17 protein-coding genes are annotated in these 18991 nt (G+C 71.7%); 1 reads left to right on the top strand and 16 read right to left on the bottom strand.

Going from position 1 to position 18991, the window contains the following annotated elements:
• Nucleotides 1-56: 56 nt before the first annotated feature.
• Genes wecB through AB0B94_RS27185 form a run of 5 tightly spaced genes read right to left on the bottom strand, consistent with a single transcriptional unit; the run spans nucleotide 57 to nucleotide 4329 of the window.
• Complete coding sequence (gene wecB, locus AB0B94_RS27205; RefSeq protein WP_357286394.1) at nucleotides 57-1217, bottom strand: UDP-N-acetylglucosamine 2-epimerase (non-hydrolyzing); 1161 nt, start codon at nucleotides 1215-1217, stop codon at nucleotides 57-59.
• A 7-nt stretch (nucleotides 1218-1224) separates the two neighbouring features.
• Complete coding sequence (locus AB0B94_RS27200; RefSeq protein ID WP_357286391.1) at nucleotides 1225-2088, bottom strand: choice-of-anchor P family protein; 864 nt, start codon at nucleotides 2086-2088, stop codon at nucleotides 1225-1227.
• A gap of 6 nt (nucleotides 2089-2094) precedes the next feature.
• Nucleotides 2095-3651 (bottom strand): glycosyltransferase, encoded by a 1557-nt coding sequence (locus AB0B94_RS27195; protein ID WP_357286389.1) that lies wholly within the window; start codon nucleotides 3649-3651, stop codon nucleotides 2095-2097.
• Nucleotides 3641-4183, bottom strand: coding sequence for a hypothetical protein (locus AB0B94_RS27190; protein ID WP_357286386.1), 543 nt, complete (start codon nucleotides 4181-4183; stop codon nucleotides 3641-3643). The genes AB0B94_RS27195 and AB0B94_RS27190 overlap by 11 nt, the downstream gene beginning before the upstream one ends.
• The gene (locus tag AB0B94_RS27185; RefSeq protein WP_088989215.1) at nucleotides 4180-4329 is read right to left on the bottom strand and encodes a peptidase; all 150 of its coding nucleotides are present in this window, start codon (nucleotides 4327-4329) and stop codon (nucleotides 4180-4182) included. The genes AB0B94_RS27190 and AB0B94_RS27185 overlap by 4 nt, the downstream gene beginning before the upstream one ends.
• A 188-nt stretch (nucleotides 4330-4517) precedes the next feature.
• On the opposite strand from AB0B94_RS27185, the gene AB0B94_RS27180 reads away from it, so the two are divergent.
• Nucleotides 4518-5564: an LCP family protein gene (locus tag AB0B94_RS27180; RefSeq protein ID WP_357286383.1), complete on the top strand. Its 1047-nt coding sequence runs from the start codon at nucleotides 4518-4520 to the stop codon at nucleotides 5562-5564.
• A gap of 73 nt (nucleotides 5565-5637) precedes the next feature.
• Here AB0B94_RS27180 and AB0B94_RS27175 read toward each other — a convergent pair whose 3' ends face one another.
• The 11 genes from AB0B94_RS27175 to AB0B94_RS27125 all read right to left on the bottom strand — a co-directional run bounded on the left by AB0B94_RS27175 (nucleotide 5638) and on the right by AB0B94_RS27125 (nucleotide 18829).
• The gene (locus AB0B94_RS27175; protein WP_357286378.1) at nucleotides 5638-6501 is read right to left on the bottom strand and encodes a TylF/MycF/NovP-related O-methyltransferase; all 864 of its coding nucleotides are present in this window, start codon (nucleotides 6499-6501) and stop codon (nucleotides 5638-5640) included.
• Nucleotides 6502-6588: 87 nt separating this feature from the next.
• Complete coding sequence (locus AB0B94_RS27170; RefSeq protein WP_357286374.1) at nucleotides 6589-8613, bottom strand: hypothetical protein; 2025 nt, start codon at nucleotides 8611-8613, stop codon at nucleotides 6589-6591.
• A complete protein-coding gene (locus tag AB0B94_RS27165) occupies nucleotides 8613-9812 on the bottom strand; it encodes a glycosyltransferase (RefSeq protein ID WP_357286371.1) in 1200 nt (399 codons plus the stop codon). Before AB0B94_RS27165 ends, AB0B94_RS27170 begins: the two co-directional genes overlap by 1 nt.
• Entirely contained in the window at nucleotides 9812-10759 is a 948-nt protein-coding gene (locus tag AB0B94_RS27160; RefSeq protein ID WP_357286367.1) for a glycosyltransferase family 2 protein, read from the bottom strand. Before AB0B94_RS27160 ends, AB0B94_RS27165 begins: the two co-directional genes overlap by 1 nt.
• Nucleotides 10756-12072, bottom strand: coding sequence for an O-antigen ligase family protein (locus tag AB0B94_RS27155; protein WP_357286363.1), 1317 nt, complete (start codon nucleotides 12070-12072; stop codon nucleotides 10756-10758). Before AB0B94_RS27155 ends, AB0B94_RS27160 begins: the two co-directional genes overlap by 4 nt.
• Nucleotides 12069-13235 (bottom strand): glycosyltransferase, encoded by a 1167-nt coding sequence (locus tag AB0B94_RS27150; RefSeq protein ID WP_357286360.1) that lies wholly within the window; start codon nucleotides 13233-13235, stop codon nucleotides 12069-12071. The genes AB0B94_RS27155 and AB0B94_RS27150 overlap by 4 nt, the downstream gene beginning before the upstream one ends.
• Nucleotides 13228-14535 carry a glycosyltransferase family 2 protein gene (locus tag AB0B94_RS27145; protein WP_357286357.1) on the bottom strand — a complete coding sequence of 436 codons (1308 nt, stop codon included), beginning with the start codon at nucleotides 14533-14535 and terminating at the stop codon, nucleotides 13228-13230. The genes AB0B94_RS27150 and AB0B94_RS27145 overlap by 8 nt, the downstream gene beginning before the upstream one ends.
• Nucleotides 14535-15386: a class I SAM-dependent methyltransferase gene (locus tag AB0B94_RS27140; RefSeq protein ID WP_357286353.1), complete on the bottom strand. Its 852-nt coding sequence runs from the start codon at nucleotides 15384-15386 to the stop codon at nucleotides 14535-14537. Before AB0B94_RS27140 ends, AB0B94_RS27145 begins: the two co-directional genes overlap by 1 nt.
• Complete coding sequence (locus AB0B94_RS27135; protein ID WP_357286348.1) at nucleotides 15386-16234, bottom strand: class I SAM-dependent methyltransferase; 849 nt, start codon at nucleotides 16232-16234, stop codon at nucleotides 15386-15388. Before AB0B94_RS27135 ends, AB0B94_RS27140 begins: the two co-directional genes overlap by 1 nt.
• Nucleotides 16231-17796, bottom strand: coding sequence for an oligosaccharide flippase family protein (locus AB0B94_RS27130; protein ID WP_357286343.1), 1566 nt, complete (start codon nucleotides 17794-17796; stop codon nucleotides 16231-16233). The genes AB0B94_RS27135 and AB0B94_RS27130 overlap by 4 nt, the downstream gene beginning before the upstream one ends.
• Nucleotides 17789-18829 (bottom strand): sugar transferase, encoded by a 1041-nt coding sequence (locus AB0B94_RS27125; protein WP_357286340.1) that lies wholly within the window; start codon nucleotides 18827-18829, stop codon nucleotides 17789-17791. Before AB0B94_RS27125 ends, AB0B94_RS27130 begins: the two co-directional genes overlap by 8 nt.
• Nucleotides 18830-18991: the final 162 nt, after the last annotated feature.

Raw genomic sequence — 18991 nt, 5'->3', positions numbered from 1 at the left:
CAGCGGGTAAAGGAGGTTTGTCCGGAAATTAGGATGATTGTCCTGATTGGCCGCCGTCAACCAATGACAGCGGCGGTGCGGCGACGTTGTACGACCCGGCGGGCCGGTACGTTCAGCAGCCCCGCCAGGGCAACGACGGAGCGGTCACTTGCCCGTCCGTCGCCGAACGGCGAACCCACGACGGACTGCCGTCCGCCGGCAAGGTGGCGGAGCCCGGCCGACAGGAGCCGTTCGGGATCGGTGCCCACCAGTTCGCCGCGGCCCGACGTCAGGGCCTCCGGACGTTCTGTGGTGTCCCTGGTGACCAACAACGGCACCCCCAGCGTGGCGGCCTCCTCCTGGAGTCCTCCCGAGTCGGTGACGACCAGGTCGGCCGCCCGCAGCAACCCGACCATCTGTGGATAGGGCAGTGGCGGCGTGACCCGGGCGTTGGGGACGCCCGCGAGGCCAGTGGTGACCTCCGCGCTGAGCTGCGGGTTCGGGTGGCTGACCATCACGATCTGGGCGTCGGGGCACGCCCGCGCCAGGCGACGGAGCCCGTCCACAGTGGCAGCGACCCCGTGGCCCCAGTTCTCCCGTCGGTGCACGGTGGCCACCACCAGCTTGTGGGCCGGATCGACCCAGTCCGGTGCCTGGGCCATGCCGCGCTCGACGAGGTCGTGCAGGGCATCCACCACGGTGTTGCCAGTCACCACTATCGCGCTGGAACGAATGCCCTCACCGATGAGGTTCGACCTGGCCGCCTCGGTCGGCGCCAGGTGCAGCGCGGCGATCCGGGCGAGCATGGCCCGGTTGGCCTCCTCCGGGAACGGCCGGTCCAGGTCGTTGGTCCGTAGTCCGGCCTCCAGGTGGACGACCGGGACGTGCCGCCAGAAGGCTGCCGTCCCGCCGGCCAGGGCGGTCGTGGTGTCCCCTTGCACCACGACCGCCGCTGGACGGTGGTGTGTGAGCAACTCGTCGATGCCCGTGATCAGTGCCGCCGCCAGTTCGGCAAGCGAGCCGGTACGCCGTTGCGGGCGCAGGCTCACCTCCGGGCGGAGACCGAACGGGGCGAGTGCCTCGGCGACGCGTCCCGGCTGTTGACCGGTATCCGCCACCCGTACCGTGAACCTCGGATCATCGAGGAGACGGTGGATCAGAGGCGCGGTCTTCACTCCTTCCGGCCTGGTGCCGGCGAGGATCAGGACCTCTCGCGGTGTCGAGTTGCTCGCACACATGTCGGGGTCAGCTCCTGGCAGCCGCGCGGCGACGCCGGTAGAGCGAGAACCCGCCGGTGGTGCCGGCCACGAGAGCGCCGATACCGAGCGCGAGCGGTGCCCCGGCGAGCGGGATCACCGGAATGGGGGGAGCGACCGCGTTGGCCCCGCAGCTCGACGTGCCGATGGTGACCCCGGCCAACGCTCCACCGAGCGCCGTCAGGTTCAGCGCCGTGACGGTGAGCTGGCCGACGCCCGAGCTGGACTGGGCGTTGAGGGTCAGGTTGATCAGCCCTGGAACGTTCAGTCCGGTGTTCGGCGCCGGGTTGGCCGGCAGGCTCAGCAGGGTCGTCTCCACACCCAGGACCGTCGAGACGATCCGGGCGTTGAGCAGGCTCGCGGTGCCTGTCGCCGAGGGGCTGCTGGTGGCGGTGCACGACGAGTAGATGGCGTCGGCGACCAGTGAGATGGTGGCGAGGCCGCTGGTCCCGAGGTTCAGCGTCACCCCGGTGCCCGGCGTGACGATGCAGGAGCCCCCGGGGCCGATGGTGATCGTTCCGCCCGGGCCGAGAACCCCGGCACAGGCAGCCGAGGTGCCGTCGTTGAACGCCCGGACGTTCTGACTCAGCACACCCGCCGTGATGACGGTCTGCCCACCGAGTACGCCCAGCGGGGGATTCTGGTTACCGGAGATCGACTCGGTGGTGCCGTCGTTGGTGGCCGACGCCGTGCCGGAGCTGGCGAGGCCACCACCGAGCAGGCTGATCTGGAGCGCCGAGGCGGAGGACTGGGAGGTGTCGGCCATCGCCGGAGAGGCCGCCAGGACGACCATGGCGAGACCACCGGCCAGCACCGCGGCGGTGCGGGCGAGACCGGATCTAACTCGTGGCATAGATGTCTACTTTCTGATGTGGGCGATTGCGGGGCGGTCTGTGGTGGGGGTGGTGAGGTGGGTGAGGTGACTGAGGTGTCGGGGCGGTCGGATCGACCGTGGCCCGTCGTTGCGGCCCGAGCGGCGTGCCGGTTGGGCCCGGCGCGGCTGGGCTGGCACCGCGGCCCGACCCACCGCCGTCTGGCCGACGGCCACCCGGCCAACGGCCCGAGCCGGGGCCGGTTGGGGCTGCGGATCGGCGGCACGGGCGGTCTTCTGCCAGTCCGTGCGGGCCGTCACCATGCGGGCGAAGGCCAACCAGACCGCCAGCGACTGGGCGTAGCTGTACAGCCAGTGGCAGACGCCGAGCAGCAGGGCCTTGGGAATCGACAGCTGCGGCTCACAACGGATCCGGTAGACGATGCCCCACAGGGCGAACGGTCCGATGCCGAAGACGAGCACCAGCGGGGGTACGCCCCAGCCGCCACTGCTCCACCAGCCGCGCAGTCCACCCATGGTGTTGTCGATGTAGTAGGACATCACCACCAGGCAGGCGATGTAGATCGGTGTGCCGAGCAGTTGGGTCCACGGCGCGGCCAGGAAGTGGGCGATCTCCAGGGTGGCCGAGTTGCGGATTCGTGGTGAGCGCAGCACCCTGCCGAGGTAGCGACCACACTGCATCGACCCCTGGGCCCAGCGGGTGCGCTGCCGCACCAGCGGGCGGATCCGGGTCAGCGCCTCCTGGGCCACCCAGCTCTCCGAGCAGTACTCGGTGCGACCGCCGGCCAGCAGGATGTGCAGGCCCAGCTCGAAGTCCTCCAGGAGGGCGCCGTGCCACGGTGTGCCGTGCTGGTCGGCGATCTCGTTGAGTAGGGACAGTCGGGTGAACTGGCCGTTGCCGCCCATCGCCACGCTGCCGGTGCGTCGCCGCAGTGACTGCATGGCGGCGATCGGGGCGCGGAACTCCATGTCCTGTAGCCGGATCAGCAGCCGTCCCCAGGCGCCGACCTCGGTCGGCTGCGCGTACCGGCGCGGCGCGCACTGGAGCATCCGCACCTCCACCTGTACCGCGCCGACCTGCGCCGAGCCGAAGTACTGACGGCCGGAAAGGGCCACCGGACCCTGGGGGTCGAGTCGGCTGTCCGCGTCCAGGACCCCGACGATCACCCGGGTGCGGTCCGCGTTGGCGGGCAACGACTGCTCGATGCGTCGCCAGGCGGCGTTGAGCGCCGCGCCCTTGCCCTGCCGCGCGTCCGGCAGTTGACGCTTGACCACGTGCACCCGCGGCTGGTCGGTGAATGCTGCCAGTTCGGCCAGCGTGCCGTCGTCGGACGCGTCGTCGACGCACCAGACGGTCGCCTGCGGGAAGTCGCAGAGCAGGCGCCGCACTGTGTCGCCGATCACCGACGCCTCGTTGCGGCACGGCACGATGATGTGCCAGTCGAAGCCGTCCGGGCTGCCGCCCCGGCTACGTCCGCTCTTCAGGTGGAACACCAGGATGCTCAGCACGTACGCGCAGAAGCTGACGCACAGCAGGAACGCCGCGGTGTTGAGCAGGGCGAGCGACTGCGTCTCAGTGGACACCGGCGACCGTCCCGGAGATCCGCTTGGTTCGGCTGACCAGGACCACGAAGAGGATCGCGACGGCGATCAGACCGGCGGTCGTGATCACCGAGCCGATCAGCACGTGGCTGCGTTCGTAGCCCAGTTTGAAGCCCCAGGTCTGCATCGAGACCACCACCGCGCCGAGCCGGATCTGGTTCACGGTGACCAGCAGCGCGACTGCCATCGCCAGGGCGTTGAGTCCACGCGTCAGCGAGATACGGCGGAACCCGACCAGCGTCGACGCGAGCACGATCGGCGGGATCAGCAACATCGCGACGGAGCAACCGCTGGAGACCATGAAGCCGACCCAGCGCTCGTCCAGCGGGAAGATCACGGCCGCGCCGATGGATTTGGTGTCCGCCAAGCCGACGGCGTTGACGAGACGAGCGTTCAGCCACGCCTCCGCGCTGGCGATGTCGTGCCACCGCCAGAGCATGGCGACGGCGGCGGCGACTCCGATCAGGCCACCTGCGCTGGCGCGCAGCCACGACCCGCGTCGGGCACCTGTCATCGCTCGCGGCCCAACATGGCGACGAGCCACAGTGCCAGACCCAGCACGACCAGCCCGACGCCGACCAGCAACCAGGACTGAACGGCGACGCCGGTGGCGGCAAGGCCACCTCCGATGTGTGGCCCCTTGGTGGGTACTCCGTACATGCCAACTCCCTCCCTAACTCGAAGGCCAGAATGGCACCGCGAAATCGGTCAAAGAGGATAAAACGGCATAGAGACCCTAAAGAGTGATTAAATGCTTCATGAGTACGGCGGGCAGGTGACCCGAACGGCCGCATCCCTTGCCCCGCAACACGTTCAGCGTCCCGAGACTTCGTGCAGAGGTGGTCAAGATGGTGACCGGTACCCCCGGCCGCATTGTCACGCCGGCGCCGTCGAGGTGGCGGGCGATGGCCGGCTGGAAGAAGGCGGGCCTCGCCCTGCTCCTGATGTTCGGCGTGCTCGGCGCGGGCCTCGTCACAGTCGGCTTCGGCCTGAAGCACCGGTACGAGAGCCGGGTGCAGCGCGAGGACATCCTCGGCCAGGGCACCCACGACGACCGCCGGTGGGAGTCCGGGCCGCTCAACCTCCTGCTGCTCGGGTCGGACTCCCGCGACGGCGAGCCGGACCAGGCTCTCTACCCCGGGCAGCGGTCGGACACCATCATGCTGGTGCACGTGAACGCCGCGCGGGAGGCCGCCACCGTCGTCTCCATCCCCCGGGACAGCTACGTCGACGTGCCCGCGGCGGGTCAGACCTGGGCCGGCGGTCCCAACAAGATCAATGCCGCGTTCGCGTTCGGCGGGGCCGCGCTGGCCGCCGAGACGGTCGCCAAGCTCACCGGGCTACCACTGGACGGGGTGCTGGTGGCCAACTTCGCCGCCGTCCGCAAGCTTGTGGACGCGGTGGAGGGGATCAACGTGTGCCTGCCGTACACCGTCAAGTCCTCGGACACCGGGGTCACCTGGCCCGCCGGCTGCCACGACCTGGACGGCAAGGCGGCCGACGACCTCATGCGGCAGCGGCACGGCGTGCCCGGCGGAGACTTCGGCCGCATCCACGACCAGCAGCTCGTGGTACGCGCCCTGGCCGAGCGGGTCACCGCGACGAGTCTGCTCACCAACCCGACCCGTCTCGACCAGGTGCTCACCACAGCTGCCGAATCGCTTGTCGTCGACCGCGACCTGAACCTCACCGACCTCGTCCTCGTGCTGCGCAAGGTGAAACCGGAGACGGTCCAGTTCGTCACCGTCCCGTTCAGCGACGCGAACCTGCAGACGCCGGCCGGGTCCGCGGTGCGGCTGGACGAGGTCCAGGCCCCGGCGCTCTTCGCCGCCCTGCGCGAGGACCGGGTGGCGCAGTGGGTCGCCGCCAACCCGCAGACACCGCCGGCCAACTGAGCCGACCACTGGTACGACAACGGCGGGTGGAAGATCCTCGGACCTCCCACCCGCCGTCTGTGTCGGCGAGGGTCTAGCGCGACCGCCGCCAGTAGCGGCAGGTCCAGTCCACCTGGCGCAGCTCGTCGACGATGCCGTGCTCGGCGCGGAAGTCATCGACGGCCTGCTTGCAGCCGCGTACCGCGTGGTAGTCGTCGATGATCACGTAGCCGCCGACGGAGAGCTTCGGGTAGAGCGAGCGCAGCGCCACCATCGTCGAGTCGTAGAGGTCCCCGTCGAGACGCATCACCGAGATCTGCTCCACCGGCGCGGTCGGCAGGGTGTCCGAGAACCAGCCCTTGAGGAACCGGACCTGGCCGTCGAGCAGCCCGTACCGCTCGAAGTTCGCCTTCACCTGCTCCAGCGATACCGCCAGGAAGGGCACCTGCCAGAGCGCGTCCTCGACGTCCTCGACCCGGTGGGGAGCCGGCTTCGGTAGGCCGCGGAATGAGTCCGCCACCCACACCGTCCGGTCCCGGTCGCCGTAGGCACGCAGCATCCCGCGCATGAAGATGACCGCTCCGCCCCGCCACACACCGGTCTCGATCAGGTCACCGGGCACGCGCCGCTCCAACACGTCCTTGACGCATCGCTCCAGATTGTCCAGCCGCCGCAGCCCGATCATGGTCTCGGCCTCCGGCGGCCAGTCCCGGCCGGTGGCCCGTGCCTCCGCGTCGAACGGGAACTGGAGCACCAACTCCAGGCCCTTACGTCGCAGCAGGTGCCGGCCGTGCTGAAGGATCCGACCGTGCAGGGACCCCTGACGCGGCTGGTAGGGCATCCACGTCTCGCGGAAGACGTAGCGGGTCAGCGCCTTCTTGAGCAGATCGCAGTAGAGGGCTCGGGGATCGTCCAGCGACGGCTCGGACGCCTGTGTGGGTATCAACATTTCACTCATCGGCCTGTCTCCTTGTCAGTGTCGTTTGTAGCCAGCTGGGCGGGCCGCCTTTCGTGGGCGGGCCGCCGACCGTTGCTCCGGCCGTCGTCAGCCCCGGCGATCGGCGTCGCCGACGGCTACCGCCCGTCGCAGCACGATGGGCCCTGTGCAGGGTTGTTCCACGCCCGGCCGCCCGGCGGCCAGCAACTCCTGCCCGAAGACCGGCCAGCGGTCCGTCAGGTTGGCCACCGGAGCGTCCGGGGACGGCTCCGGCAGCGCTGCCTCCGCCACCGGCGAGCGCCAGACCGTCTCGGGCCGGGCCAACGGTCGGCCGAGAACGCCTGCCACGGCGGGACCGCCGCCCCGGACCGGAGCCGCGGGCTCGGCCTGGGCGGTGGGCGTCGGCACCTGCTCGGGCCGCTCCGGACCATCCGTCACCACCGGATTCGGCTGGGTGACGGCATCCTCGATCCGGGTCGGCTCGGCCGGCGCCTGCGAGGGCGCCCAGGTGCCGTACGAGGTGCGTCCGGCCGTCGTGTTCTCGACCGGCTGACGCTCGGCCGTCGTGTTCTCCGCCGTCGTACTTCCGACCGGATTGCGGTCGACGGGCTTGCGGTCGACCGTCGTGCCCTCGACCGTCCTACCCTCAACGGTCCTGCCGGCCGAGGTCGCCTCCCCCGAGCTCTGTCGGCGGTGCCGTCCGGGCGGTCCGGACTTGTCCTCGACCAGCGCGCTGACCAGCTCACGGATGACAGCGCCCTGGGCGCCCGCCTTCGTCGCCGGCAGCGCCAGGGCGTCCTGGGCCCCGCCCGGCGCCAGGGCCGGTTGCTCGCTGCTCGGCCGGTGGTCCGTGCGGGGCACCGCCCCGATCACCACGACACCGGCCAGCGCAAGCCCGAGCTGTTGCACGAGCCGGGCCGCCCGGGTGCTGTCGTCGAGGTTCGTCCGGCCGGCGCGAACGACAAGCAGCACACCGTCCGCGTGCTGGGCGAACGCCGAGATCTCCCGTCCGGCCAGGATCGGCGGCGCGTGGACGATCACGCAGTCCTCGTCCTCGCCCAACGCGTTGAGCAGCCCGCCCAGCTCGTGCAGGGCCTCCGTGTCGGCGCCCTCGCGGGGCTCGGCCGGCAACACGGTGAGGGTGGGGAAGTCGACAAGCCGCGTTGGCGGGCACTTCTGGGCCAGCACCTGCTGCCAGGTGTGCGGCGCCTCCGGGAAGTGGCCCGACAGCACCGGGTCCCGCACCGCCCCGTCCACCAGCGTGGCCCGGCAGTGCTCATCGGCCATGCCGAGACCGAGCAGGGCTGTCACCAACGCCTTGCCGTCGTCGTCGTGTGCGCTGGTGACCAGCAGCCGCCGACGGGGCAGGGGAGCGGTGAGCACGCTGAGCGTCGAGATCGTGGCACGTACCGCGTCGGCGACGTTGGTGCGGTCGTACAGCGCGGCGGCGTGATGGCGGGCGAAGCGGCGCGGCAGCTTCGGCAGCACCCCGACCACCGGAAGGCCCAGGCGGGCCTCGATCTGGCCGATGTCGCGCAGGCGGCTGTCGAAGCGCTCACGCAGGATGGTCGCGCCCCAACCGGCCAGCAGCCCGGCCAGGGCCCCGAGTACGCCGTTGAGCAGCGGCTTCGGGAAGGCCGGCCGGGCCGGTGGGCTGGCGGTGTCGAGAACCCGGGCGTTGATGCTCGTGGAACCGCCCATGTCCAGCCGGCCCAGCTGCTGACTGACGGCGCGGGAGGCGGCGTTCGCGATCGCGGCGGCCTGCGTACCGGTTCCGGCGCTCGCGTGCACGGTGATGATCTGGAGACCGAGTTCGTACTCACCGCTGACGTGACCGAGCACCGCCCGCTCGGGCAGTTGCAGCGAACGCGCCGCTTCCAGCGCAACCTCCCGGGACCCGACCAGCCGGGCGATGGTGGGCGTGAGGTTCTGCGCGAGGGCCAGATCCGCCGGCCGGTCCTCGTCGGTCTGCTCGGCGCTGACCAGCACGGAGGCCTCCGCCTCGTAGCGCGCCGGAAGGAGCTGGGTCACTCCCTGCGCGGCGGCCAGGCCCGCGCACAGGCCGAGCAGCGGTACGCCCACCCGGCGCCAGGAGGCACCGAGCAGACCTTTGACATCTATCGACGCGCTCATCAGGCGATCGCCTCTCTGGTTGGGTGCCCGGTCTCGGCGGGCGATGTGCGCAGCGACCGGGCCGGGGACCGCAGTCCGCGCCAGGTCGTGCAAAGGGTCTCGGCGATCCGGTCCCAGCCGAATTCGGCGCCGACACGGGCCAACCCCCGGTTGGCCAGCCGTCCGGCGAGCGCAGGGTCGTCGCGCAGCCGCGCGAGGCGGGCGGCGAGCGCGGAGACGTCGCCGGCCGGAAAGACGAGACCGGCGTCGCCCACCACGCAGGGGATCTCGCCGACGTCGCTGCCCACGACGGGTACGCCACACGCCATCGCCTCGACCAGCACCCGGCCGAACTGCTCGCGCAGCGGGATGCCGATCCACGGCAGGGTGTTGCGCTGCACCACCTCGACCGACGGCATCGCCAACACGTCCATGTCGTTCAGCAGCGTGGGCAGCTCGGCGTGCCCGGCCCAGCCGTGCCGGTGCACCCGGCCCGGTCGGCGCGCCGCCGCCCGCTCGACCTCCGCGCCGAGGCTGCCGTCCCCGACCAGCGACACGTCGCAGTCGATCAGCTCGGCGGCGCGCAGCAGGTCGACAACGCCCTTGTGCGGCTCGAACCGCCCGACGAACCCGACGGTGAACGGGCGCGCGGCCGGATCGGTGGGCAGTGGCCGGAACAGCCTGGTGTCCACGCCGAGCGGCACTATGGTGGCCGCGCCCCGGTAGCCCTTGATCCGCAGCACGTTCAACGCCGCGGGCGTGATCGGGAAGGCATGGTCGACGGAGAGGTAGGACTGCCGCTCGATCCGGGGGAACGGCACCGGAAAGCGGGTGACCACGTTCTGCGCGGCGTACAGCGTGGTGGGCACCCCGGCCCAGCAGCGTTGACGCAGCCGCAGCGCCTGCCAGGTGGTGAGGTACGCGGCCTCGCCGATGACGTGCAGGATGTCCGGGCGGGCGGTCGTCACGTCGTGCTGGCCGGGCAGCCGGAACAGCACCGAGGCCATGTGCCCGGTCAGCGACTCGCCGAGCAGGTGCGGAACGACGTGGTACCGCAGCCGGTGGTGTCGACGGGCCAGCCTGGCCAGTTCGTGTCGGGTCGCCGGGGACACGTCAGCGGCGAGCACTGTGAGGGTGACGTCCGGCTGTTCGCACAAGACGTCGAACAGGTCCGTCCAGTGTTCGGTGCGCTTGCCGACGACAGTTGTCAGGACGTGCATCACGCTCCTCCTCTCGTTTCAGGTCGGGTGACCGCGATTCGGCCGACGCGGGTCCAGGCCCGCAGTCGGGCCGTACCGGCCCGGGGTTGCACTGGCAGCCGCGCCCCGGCCAGCCCGATACCGATCAGTGCGCGCAGCAGCACCACGCCGCGTACCGCGCGCAGGGTGCCGGCGCGGTGGCGGGCGAAGAACCGCAGCATGCTGCGGTACAGGTGGGGCCATATCCAGGCCGGGTCGGAGCTGCTCGCCCCGCCGGTGTGCACGGCGGTCACCGAGGGCACGTACAGCACCTCGGCGCCGCGCCGGGCCGCCTGCAGGCACAGCTCCTCGTCCTCGTAGTACAGGAAGTAGCCCTCGTCGAGGCCACCGATCGCCACGAACAGTTCGCGGCGCACCGCCAGGCAGGCTCCGGAGAGCCAGTCCACTGCCACCGGCTGCGCCCCGCGCACACAGGCGTCGTACGCGGCCCGGCGCTGCCGACCGCTGAACAGCCGCCGCAGCGAGACCGGCACCAGCGACCCACCGAACCGGCTGGCCAGCACCGTGCCGAGGGACTCGAACCGGTGGGCGCTGATCGCGACCCGGCCGTGCGCGTCGGTGAGCCGTGGCCCCGCGATGCCCACCGACGGTCGGTCGCGCAGCACCCGGACCAGTTCCGCCACCGCGCCGGGGGTGACCACGCAGTCCGGGTTGACCAGGAGCACGACGTCGGTGTCGACGCCGGAAGCGGCCCGGTTCACGGCGGTGGCGAATCCGGTGTTGGTGGGGCTGGCGAGGAGCGTCACCTCCGGGAAGCGGCTGCGGACGAGGTCAACGGTGCCGTCGGTGGAGGCGTTGTCCACCAACCGCACCGGCACCTGCGCCTGCCGCAGCGCGCCCAGCGCGGCGACGATCTGTCCCGCCGAGTTGTGCGTGACCACCACGGCGGTGGCGCCGGCCGCGCTCATGCCGCCACACCTGTTCGGGTCAGCGCGCCGCGCAGCAGCGGTGACCGGGCGGGTCGCCGCAGTCGCGCCCCCTCGTGGTGTGCCGTGAGCAGGGTCAGCGCCGGCAGCAGGCCCAGCTCCCAGTGCCCGTCGGTCGGCGCCGCGAAGAGGGCGGCGGCCAGGAAACCGCAGGACAGCGCCGCGAACGGCAGCGCGATCCCGTCCCGAGCACGCAGGCCGACGCGGATGCTGCGCAGGATCGGCCAGAGGACCAGCAGCAGGCCGACCAGCCCGAGGTTGGCCAGCACTGTGACGTAGAAGGCGTGGTACACCGGCCCGACGTCGGTGAAGGTGAAGCCGGACAGGTAGATGTCCGGCGTGGTCTGTCCGAGGCCGGCCCCGACCAGCGGTTGGTCGGCGAAGACGCCCAGACCCACCTCGGACTCCACCCCCCGGTAACCGGCGGACTGCTCGAACCCCTTGGTGATCTCCGTGGCCCGCTCCCGTACCCCTGGTTGCAGGGCGAGGATCGCTGCCACAGCGACCGCCGCGGCGGCGGTGGCGGCCAGGCCGGTGCGGACCGTGCGGCCGCCGCGAACCAGCATGACCAGCCCGGTCAGTGCCGCGGCGAGCCAGATTCCCCGGTACGACGCGAGGAGCACGTCGACGGCGAAGAACCCGCCGAGCAGGAAGGCGCCGGTCCGACGCCAACCCCGCACCCGGCCGGCGATCCAGATCAGCGCGGGGATGGCCATGAGGGTGATGAGCCCGCCGTGCCGCCCCGGTGTCGCTACCGAGATGGCGGTGAAGACCCCCGCCAGCACCACGTACAGGATGCCGGCGGCCAGGATCCGACGGGGTGTGGTGAGGGTGTGGGTGGCGACGAAGAAGTACACCGGGATCGTGGCCACCTGGTACGCGGCGACCAGCACCTCCGCCGGGAGGTTGCCGACGGCCAGACCGTAGGTGGCCGCCACGACGGTCAGCCCGACCAGGACCAGCATCCCCCCGTCGGCGACGGTGCGCCGGCTGCCCCGCTCCGCCCCGAGCCAGTGGCGGGCGGCCAGCGCGGCGCCGCCGGCGGCCAACAGCAGCACCTTCACCGCGATGTAGCCGCGCACGTCGCCGCCGCTGAGCAGGGCGCCGACCACGGCGCCGCCGATGATGCCGACCGGCAGCACGGCCCAGGGCCAGAGCAGGAACGCGCCGAAACACAGCACTCCGATGGCGGCGGCCAAGCCGATCGGTCCGGGTAGCAGGGTGACCACTGTCACCACACCGCCCAGTGCGGCGCCGGCGAGCACCACACCGGGCGCGACGATCGGCACTCTCATCGCGGTAGCCCCGCCAACAGGGAGCGCAGATGGACGCCCCGTGCGGACCAGCTGTTGCGGGTGGCCACCGCCCGGCGTCGGGCGGCGTCGTCGGGCGCGCCGGCGCGGTCCAGCGCGTCGGCCAGCGCCGCGGCGAAGCTCGCCGGGTCGGCGGCCAGGGCGATGGTGTCGCCCAGTGCCCGCAGCGCCGGCAGCGGCGTCGCGACGACGGGCTTGCCGAGGGCCAGGTATTCGTAGCACTTCTTCGGGTGCACGTAGTCGATCAGCCCGCCCACCCGGTAGGGGATGATGGTGACGTCGCAGGCCCGCAGGATGCCCGGCACGTCAGCGAAGCGCACGGCGTCGACAAGCTCCACGTTGGACAGCCCGGCGAGCGGGGCTCGGCCGGCCCGGGTGGACGGACCGATCAACACGAACGTCCACTCCGGGTGCGCGCGCGCCACCGCGGCGACCAGGTCCGCGTCGAAGGCCCGGGTGTCGACCGCCCCGCTGTAGCCGATCAGTGGTCGGCGCAGGCTGAGCAACCAGGGCGCGACCGGACCGTCCGGCGAGAAGCGGTCCGGGTCGCACCCGTTGGCCAGCACCACCGGTGCCGGGTCGGAGGCGGGCATCCGCTCGGGTAGCGCGCTGGAGGAGGCGAGGACGAGGTCGGCGGCGCCGACAGCGGAGCGCAGCGCGCGGCGCAGATGCCAACGGTTCCAGGGCCGGGTGAAGGTCCAGTCCAGGTCGGTGGCGTCGTAGACGACGGCGGACGCGTCCAGCCGGGTGGCGACCGGCGCGGCCAGGTCCTCGTCCAGCCAGAGCAGTCGTACGGATGCCTTTCGCCGCCGGAACCAGCGGCGCAGCACCCGCGCGGCGAGCCAGCGGTTGACCCGGTTGACCGGGGGCAGGTGCCGGCCGAACGGCAGCAGCGCCGGCGCGGCGCACTGCCACAGACCGTCGCCCACCTCCCGGACCTGAACCCGCCAGCGCGGGAGGTGCCCGGCCGGGTCGACGAAGAGCACCCGGTGGTCGACGGTCAACTCGCGGGCCAGCGCGTGCTGCCGGTGGGCGCCGTTCGCCCACTGTGTGCCGCTGAAGATGACCACCCAGTCGCGGTCGTTGTCGGCCTGCGGCACTACCGCCGCGGCGGCCGGTTGCAGGGTGCTGGTGTGCTCAGCCACGGCCCGACCGTTCCATCGGACGTGGCGCTTCGGTGGGCAGCACCTCGTCCTCGCCGAGGCGGCCGAGCACCGGGCGCGCGCGCTCGTCGTCGAGTCGCAGCAGCCGGGCGCCGGCGTGCCGGTCCAGCCAGCCACGCAGCGCGCCGGCCGCGACCCGCCGGTTGATCCAGTTGACCAGTGGCACCGCACCGCCCAGGGGCAGCGCGGTCGGTGCGACGGCGTGCCAGGCCGCCGAACCGATAGGGGTCACCTCGCACCGCCAGCGCGGCCGGTGTCCCGGCGGGTCGACGAAGAGCAACCGTTGCCCGGGAGCCAACTGTCCCAGCACCGTCGAATGCCCGTCGACGGACCATCGGGTCCGGCTGAACAGCACCACCCAGTCGCGGGTGTCACCGTCGGGCAGCGGGCCGACGTCACCACGCAGCGCGGCGAGCAGGTCGCCCAGACCCAGCTGTACGGGTCGACCGAAGAGCCGCTTGACCAGGTGGTCGGCGAGCAGCGCGGCCCGGAACACCGGCAACCGGTACCGGGGTTGGGTCAGCCGCAGATACCCGACCAGGCTGCCCAGCAGGTGTCGGAAGCGGATGGTCGGCCCGAGCAGCCGGCAGGAAGCGCCCCTGCTGTGCGTCACCACGGCGTCCGGGAGCATCCACAACTGGTGCCCGGCCCGGTCGAGCTGCCGCGCGAGGACCGCGTCGTTCCAGTAGACGGGGAACGTCTCGTCGAAGATGGTCTGCTGGCCGAGCACCGCGCGGCGCAGCAGCATGCAGCTGCCCGAGGCGAGTTGCCGGGGACGGCTGAAGTCCTCGCCGCGCATCTGGAACCGGTGCAGCGCCTGGCGGAACCCGGGCAGCCGGCGCAGCGCGGTCACCAGCGCGATGGTGGCGGCGAAGCTGGGTTGTTGGACGTAGTGCTGCTGGAAGGTGCCGTCCGGGTTGAGGTACAGCGGGCTGACCCCTGCCACGTCCGGCCGCTCCCGCAGGTGGTCGACCATCCGCGACAGCGCGCCCGGGTGGAACCGGACGTCACTGTTGAGCAGCAGGATCAACTGCCCGTTCGCCCGGCGGTACGCCTGGTTCACCGCGGCGGCGAACCCGGTGTTGTGGTTGTTGCGGATCAACCGGACCCGGGGTTGGTCGGCGAGCAGGTCCGCCGAGCCGTCGGACGAGCCGTTGTCGACGGCCACCACCTCGTAGTCCAGGTCGGGGTCGACTGTCGATGCCAGCGACTCGAGGCACTGCCGGGTCTGCTCGCGGGTGTTCCAGCTGACCAGGAGCACCGACAGCAGCGGGGTGCCCATCAGGACACCGCCCGGTCGTCGCGGCGGGCGAAGATCCGCAGCAGGTCGCCGAGGTGTGGGTGTGTCACCCGGGGCGAGCGGCTGGCGGCGACGTCGGCGACCAGCAGATTGCGGGCGTTGCGCAGCCGGGCCGCCGGCTGCCAGTAGAACCGGGAGAAAACCGTGTCGTGGGAGATCACCCGGAACCCGGACTCCACAAGCATCCGGCTCAGCGTGTCGGGGGTGAAGTGCCAGCGGTGGTACGCGGGAGCGACAGCGGGCCAGTCGGTGCCGAGTCGGTGGGCGGCGGCGGAGGCGATGTTTGGTACTTCGAGGGCGAGCCAGCCGCCGGGGGTGAGGGCGGTGTGTGCGGCGTGCAGGAAGGCGCGGGGGTCTTCGACGTGTTCGAGGACGTGGAAGGCGCAGACGACGTCGGCGGTGAGTGTGGGTGCGATGGTTTCGAAGTAGCCCTGGCGTACGGGCATGTGGAGGTGGTCGCGGGCGAAGCTGGCGGCGGCGTGGCTGACTTCGATGCCGCTGGCGGTGATCCCGGCCTGGTGGGCGGCTTCGAGGAAGTAGCCCCCGGCGGGACCGGCTTCGAGCAGCACTGTGGGACGGACGGTGGAGAGCAGCCAGCGCAGCCGGCGGTTCGCCTCGAACCGGCGCTGACCGGCGGACGCGAAGTAGTCCTGGTACCCGTCCGTCGTGTAGTAGGCCTCGTCGTACAGCTCCTCGGGGGCTGGGGCGCTGCCCGCGGTCCAGACGAAGCCGCAGTCCGGGCAGCTCAACAGCAGCTCGCCGAGGGTCGGCGAGTGCCCACCGGCGCGGCCGCAGAGTTGGCAGCGGACCAGCTCGATCCCATCGAGTTTCATCAGGTGCTCCGTCCGGTTCGTGGCGCCCGGGCGATCACCCGGAGCAGGTCGCCGAGGCGTGGGTGGGTCAGCCGCGGCGAGCGCAGCCCGAGCACGTCGGCGGGGAGTAGATGTCGTGCGTGCCGCAGCCGGTAGGCGAGCGGCATGTAGTAGCGGAAGACGGTGGTGTCCTGCCGGACCACCTCGAAGCCGAGGTCGGTCACCAACCGGACCAGGGTGTCGGGGGTGAAGTGCCAGCGGTGGTAGCGCGGTTGCAGGCCCGGCCAGTCGGTGCCGAGTCGGTGGGCGGCGGCGGAGGCGATGTTTGGTACTTCGAGGGCGAGCCAGCCGCCGGGGGTGAGGGCGGTGTGTGCGGCGTGCAGGAAGGCGCGGGGGTCTTCGACGTGTTCGAGGACGTGGAAGGCGCAGACGACGTCGGCGGTGAGTGTGGGTGCGATGGTTTCGAAGTAGCCCTGGCGTACGGGCATGTGGAGGTGGTCGCGGGCGAAGCTGGCGGCGGCGTGGCTGACTTCGATGCCGCTGGCGGTGATCCCGGCCTGGTGGGCGGCTTCGAGGAAGTAGCCCCCGGCGGGACCGGCTTCGAGCAGCACTGTGGGACGGACGGTGGAGAGCAGCCAGCGCAGCCGCCGGTTCGCCTCGAACCGGCGTGGGGCGGCCCGGAAGTAGTCGTCGTAACCACCCTCGGCGAAGTAGTCCTCGTCGTAGCGCCCGTCCTCGGTGGCCTGCTCCTGCGCGGTCCAGCTGAAGCCGCAGCCTTCGCAGCGGCGCAGCAGCCCGCCGAGTTGGGGCAGGTGGGCCTGGCGTGGCCCACACAGCACGCACCGCGCGGTGCGGTGGTCGACGCTCATCGCGGACCGCCAGTGGTCGGCGACAGCACGGCTGTCGGCGCGCGCAGCAGCCGGTGCAGCCGGACCCGATCGCTGGCACCCAGGTGTCCGCCGGCGATCAGCAGCGTGCCGGCGACGAGCACCGTCAGACCCGCCCGGGTGGACACCGCGAGGGCGGCGTCGAGGCGTCCCGGTCCGTCCGGCAGGAACTGGCCGGCCGCCGCCGTGACCAATCCGGCCGCGACGGCCGCGGCGAGCGGCGGCCAGATCGCCCGCGCCAGCGGGGCCAGCGGCCGGGCCGTGGCGCTGTGGAAGTAGACCAGGAAGTACCCGGTGCTGAGCACCACCGCCAGCGCTGTCGACAGTGGTACGCCGAGCGGCCCGCACAGCAGCAGCATCGGCACTGTGAGGGTCAGGTTGAGAACGACGGAGAGCAGCACGTACCGCGTCTCCAAACCGGGCCGGCCCTCGGCGCGGGCGGCGATCGTCGCCGCCCCGGTGATCAGGTTGAGGGCGTACGCGGGCGCGAGGATCATGATGTTCGCCGCGGCCCAGGGAACCTGGTGGCCCAGCCAGAGCCGGACCAGCGGATCGGCGCTGACCATCAGAGCCGCGGTGGCCGGGGCCAGGAACAGCGCGAGGTACCGGGTGGCGGCCAGGTAGAACCGGTCCAGCCAGCCGGTTCCCCGGGACACCGTGCGGGCGACGGCCGCGGGGAACAGCACGATGAGGGCGAAACCCGGTGGCAGACGGAGCAGGTTGAGCAGGCGACTGCCCAGGTCGAAGCCGCCGGCCACGGCGGGGCCGAAGGCGCCACCGAGGACGAGGCGGTCGAGTTCCACGTTGACCATGCCGGCGCCGCTGGAGACCTGCACCCGCAGGCCGTAGCCGCCGATCCGGCGCAGGTCGGCCAGGTTGGTCCGTCCCCATCGGGGGGACAGGTCCGGGCACTGGCGATGGGTCGTCGCGGCGAGCAGGAGGGTACGGATCGCCCCGGTCGCGGCGGCCGAGGCGGCCAACGCCACCAGGCCGCCGCCGAGGCGTACCACGAGGATGGCGAGGGCGGCCGCGAGGATCGCCGTGCCGGCGCTGATCGCGGCGAGTGATCCGTACCGTTGGCCGCCTTCGAGCACTGCCCGCCACGGCAGCTCCACGGCGCCGGCAACCAGGCCGGCGACAAGCCAGAGGGTGGCCTGCCACGCCTCGTCGGCCAGGTCACCGAGGCGCAGCAGCCCGACGAGCCACGGCCAGCCGGCACCGAGCGCCCCGAGGGTGAGCAGGCCCAGCAGCACGGCCCAGCCCAGCCCCAGCCCGAGCAGCCGACGTACCAGGTCCCGGTCGGCCGCGCTCGCGGCCCGGGCCACCTCGCGGACCAGCGCGGAGCCGAGCCCGAGGTCGATCAGGGCGGCCATCGACAGCAGCCCGGCGAGCACCACCCAGATCCCGAACTCCCGCGGCCCGAGCCGCTGGTAGATGACAGGCACCGAGACCAGCCCGGACACCGCCATGATCACCCGCGCGGCCAGCATGCTGGCGGTGTTGCGGGTGACCCGGGTTTCGACGGCGTGGGTCGCACTAGCCACGGGGAAACCCCCGGAACAGCTCGACAATGGTCAGCAGGAGCAGGGTGAGGTCGACCCGCATGGAGCGGCAGTTGAGGTAGAGCAGGTCGCACCGGAGCTTGTCCTCGACGGTGGCCGCGTATCCGCCGGTGAGCTGCGCGATGCCGGTCAGCCCCGGGCGGATCAGGTGCCGCAGGTCGTAGTCGGGCAGCCGGTCGAAGCCGGCGATGAACTCCGGTCGTTCCGGACGAGGCCCGACGAGGCTCATCTCGCCGCGCAGCACGTTCCAGAGCTGAGGCAGCTCGTCCAACCGGGACCGTCGTAGCCAGCGCCCGAGTTGGGTGATCCGGACGTCGTCCGGCAGGGCCAGGACCGGGCCGGTGGCCTGCTCGGCGCCGACCCGCATGGTCCGGAACTTGACCACCCGGAACAGCCGGCCACCCGTGCCGACGCGTTGCTGAAGGTAGAACGGGGGGCCGGTGAACGACACCACTGTGGCGATCACCGCGATCAGCGGGATCACCACGGCGGCACTGAGCAGGATCACGCTCAGGTCGAAGAACCGCTTCAGCCGCTCGCCACGGGGTCGGCCGCTGCCGCCCGACCCCAGCCGAATCCAGGGCAGTCCACCGAAGCGCGCCATCGCGGGCGCCCGCAACAGACCGTAGACGGGGCGGGCCAGCACCATGATCTCGACGCCGGCGCTCATGCAGCTGGTGATGATGCGGTCGTCGATGCTCTCCAGCGAGTGCTTGAGCAGCAGGAGTCGGGGGCGGACGCTGGCCAGCACCCTGGCGAGCTCCTCGGCAGTGGCTGGCACCGGGAGTCGGACGGCGACGTCGAACTCCTCGTCGAGGCGGTCGGGTGTGGTGGCCGCGTCGTTCGCCTCGAGCACCACCACGCGGGCCCGCCGTCTGTGCTGGTCGGAGCGGGTGGCCTGCTCGTGGCGGGCGAACAGCTCCTGCAACTGCGGCGGGATCTCCGGGCGTTGGCGCGCTTCGGACCACGGTGCCGCGGTGAGGTCGTGCGGGGCCGCGCTGTCGTTGCCCGGCATCGGAGCTGAGTCCGCGGTTACGGGTCCCGGGGTCTTTCTCAACGCGCCGACCTCCTTCTCCGTCAGGTGCTTCGAGGGCATGCGGGCGAGCACCCCGGGAGTAAGCTACTAGTCACAAATACCCCAATAGCCCCGGAACGGTAAAAACGGGACATCTTGCTC

The organism is Micromonospora sp. NPDC048986, assembly GCF_040649335.1.
GTDB classification, from domain to species: Bacteria; Actinomycetota; Actinomycetes; order Mycobacteriales; family Micromonosporaceae; genus Micromonospora; species Micromonospora alfalfae.
This window is presented reverse-complemented; position numbering and strand designations above follow the sequence as displayed.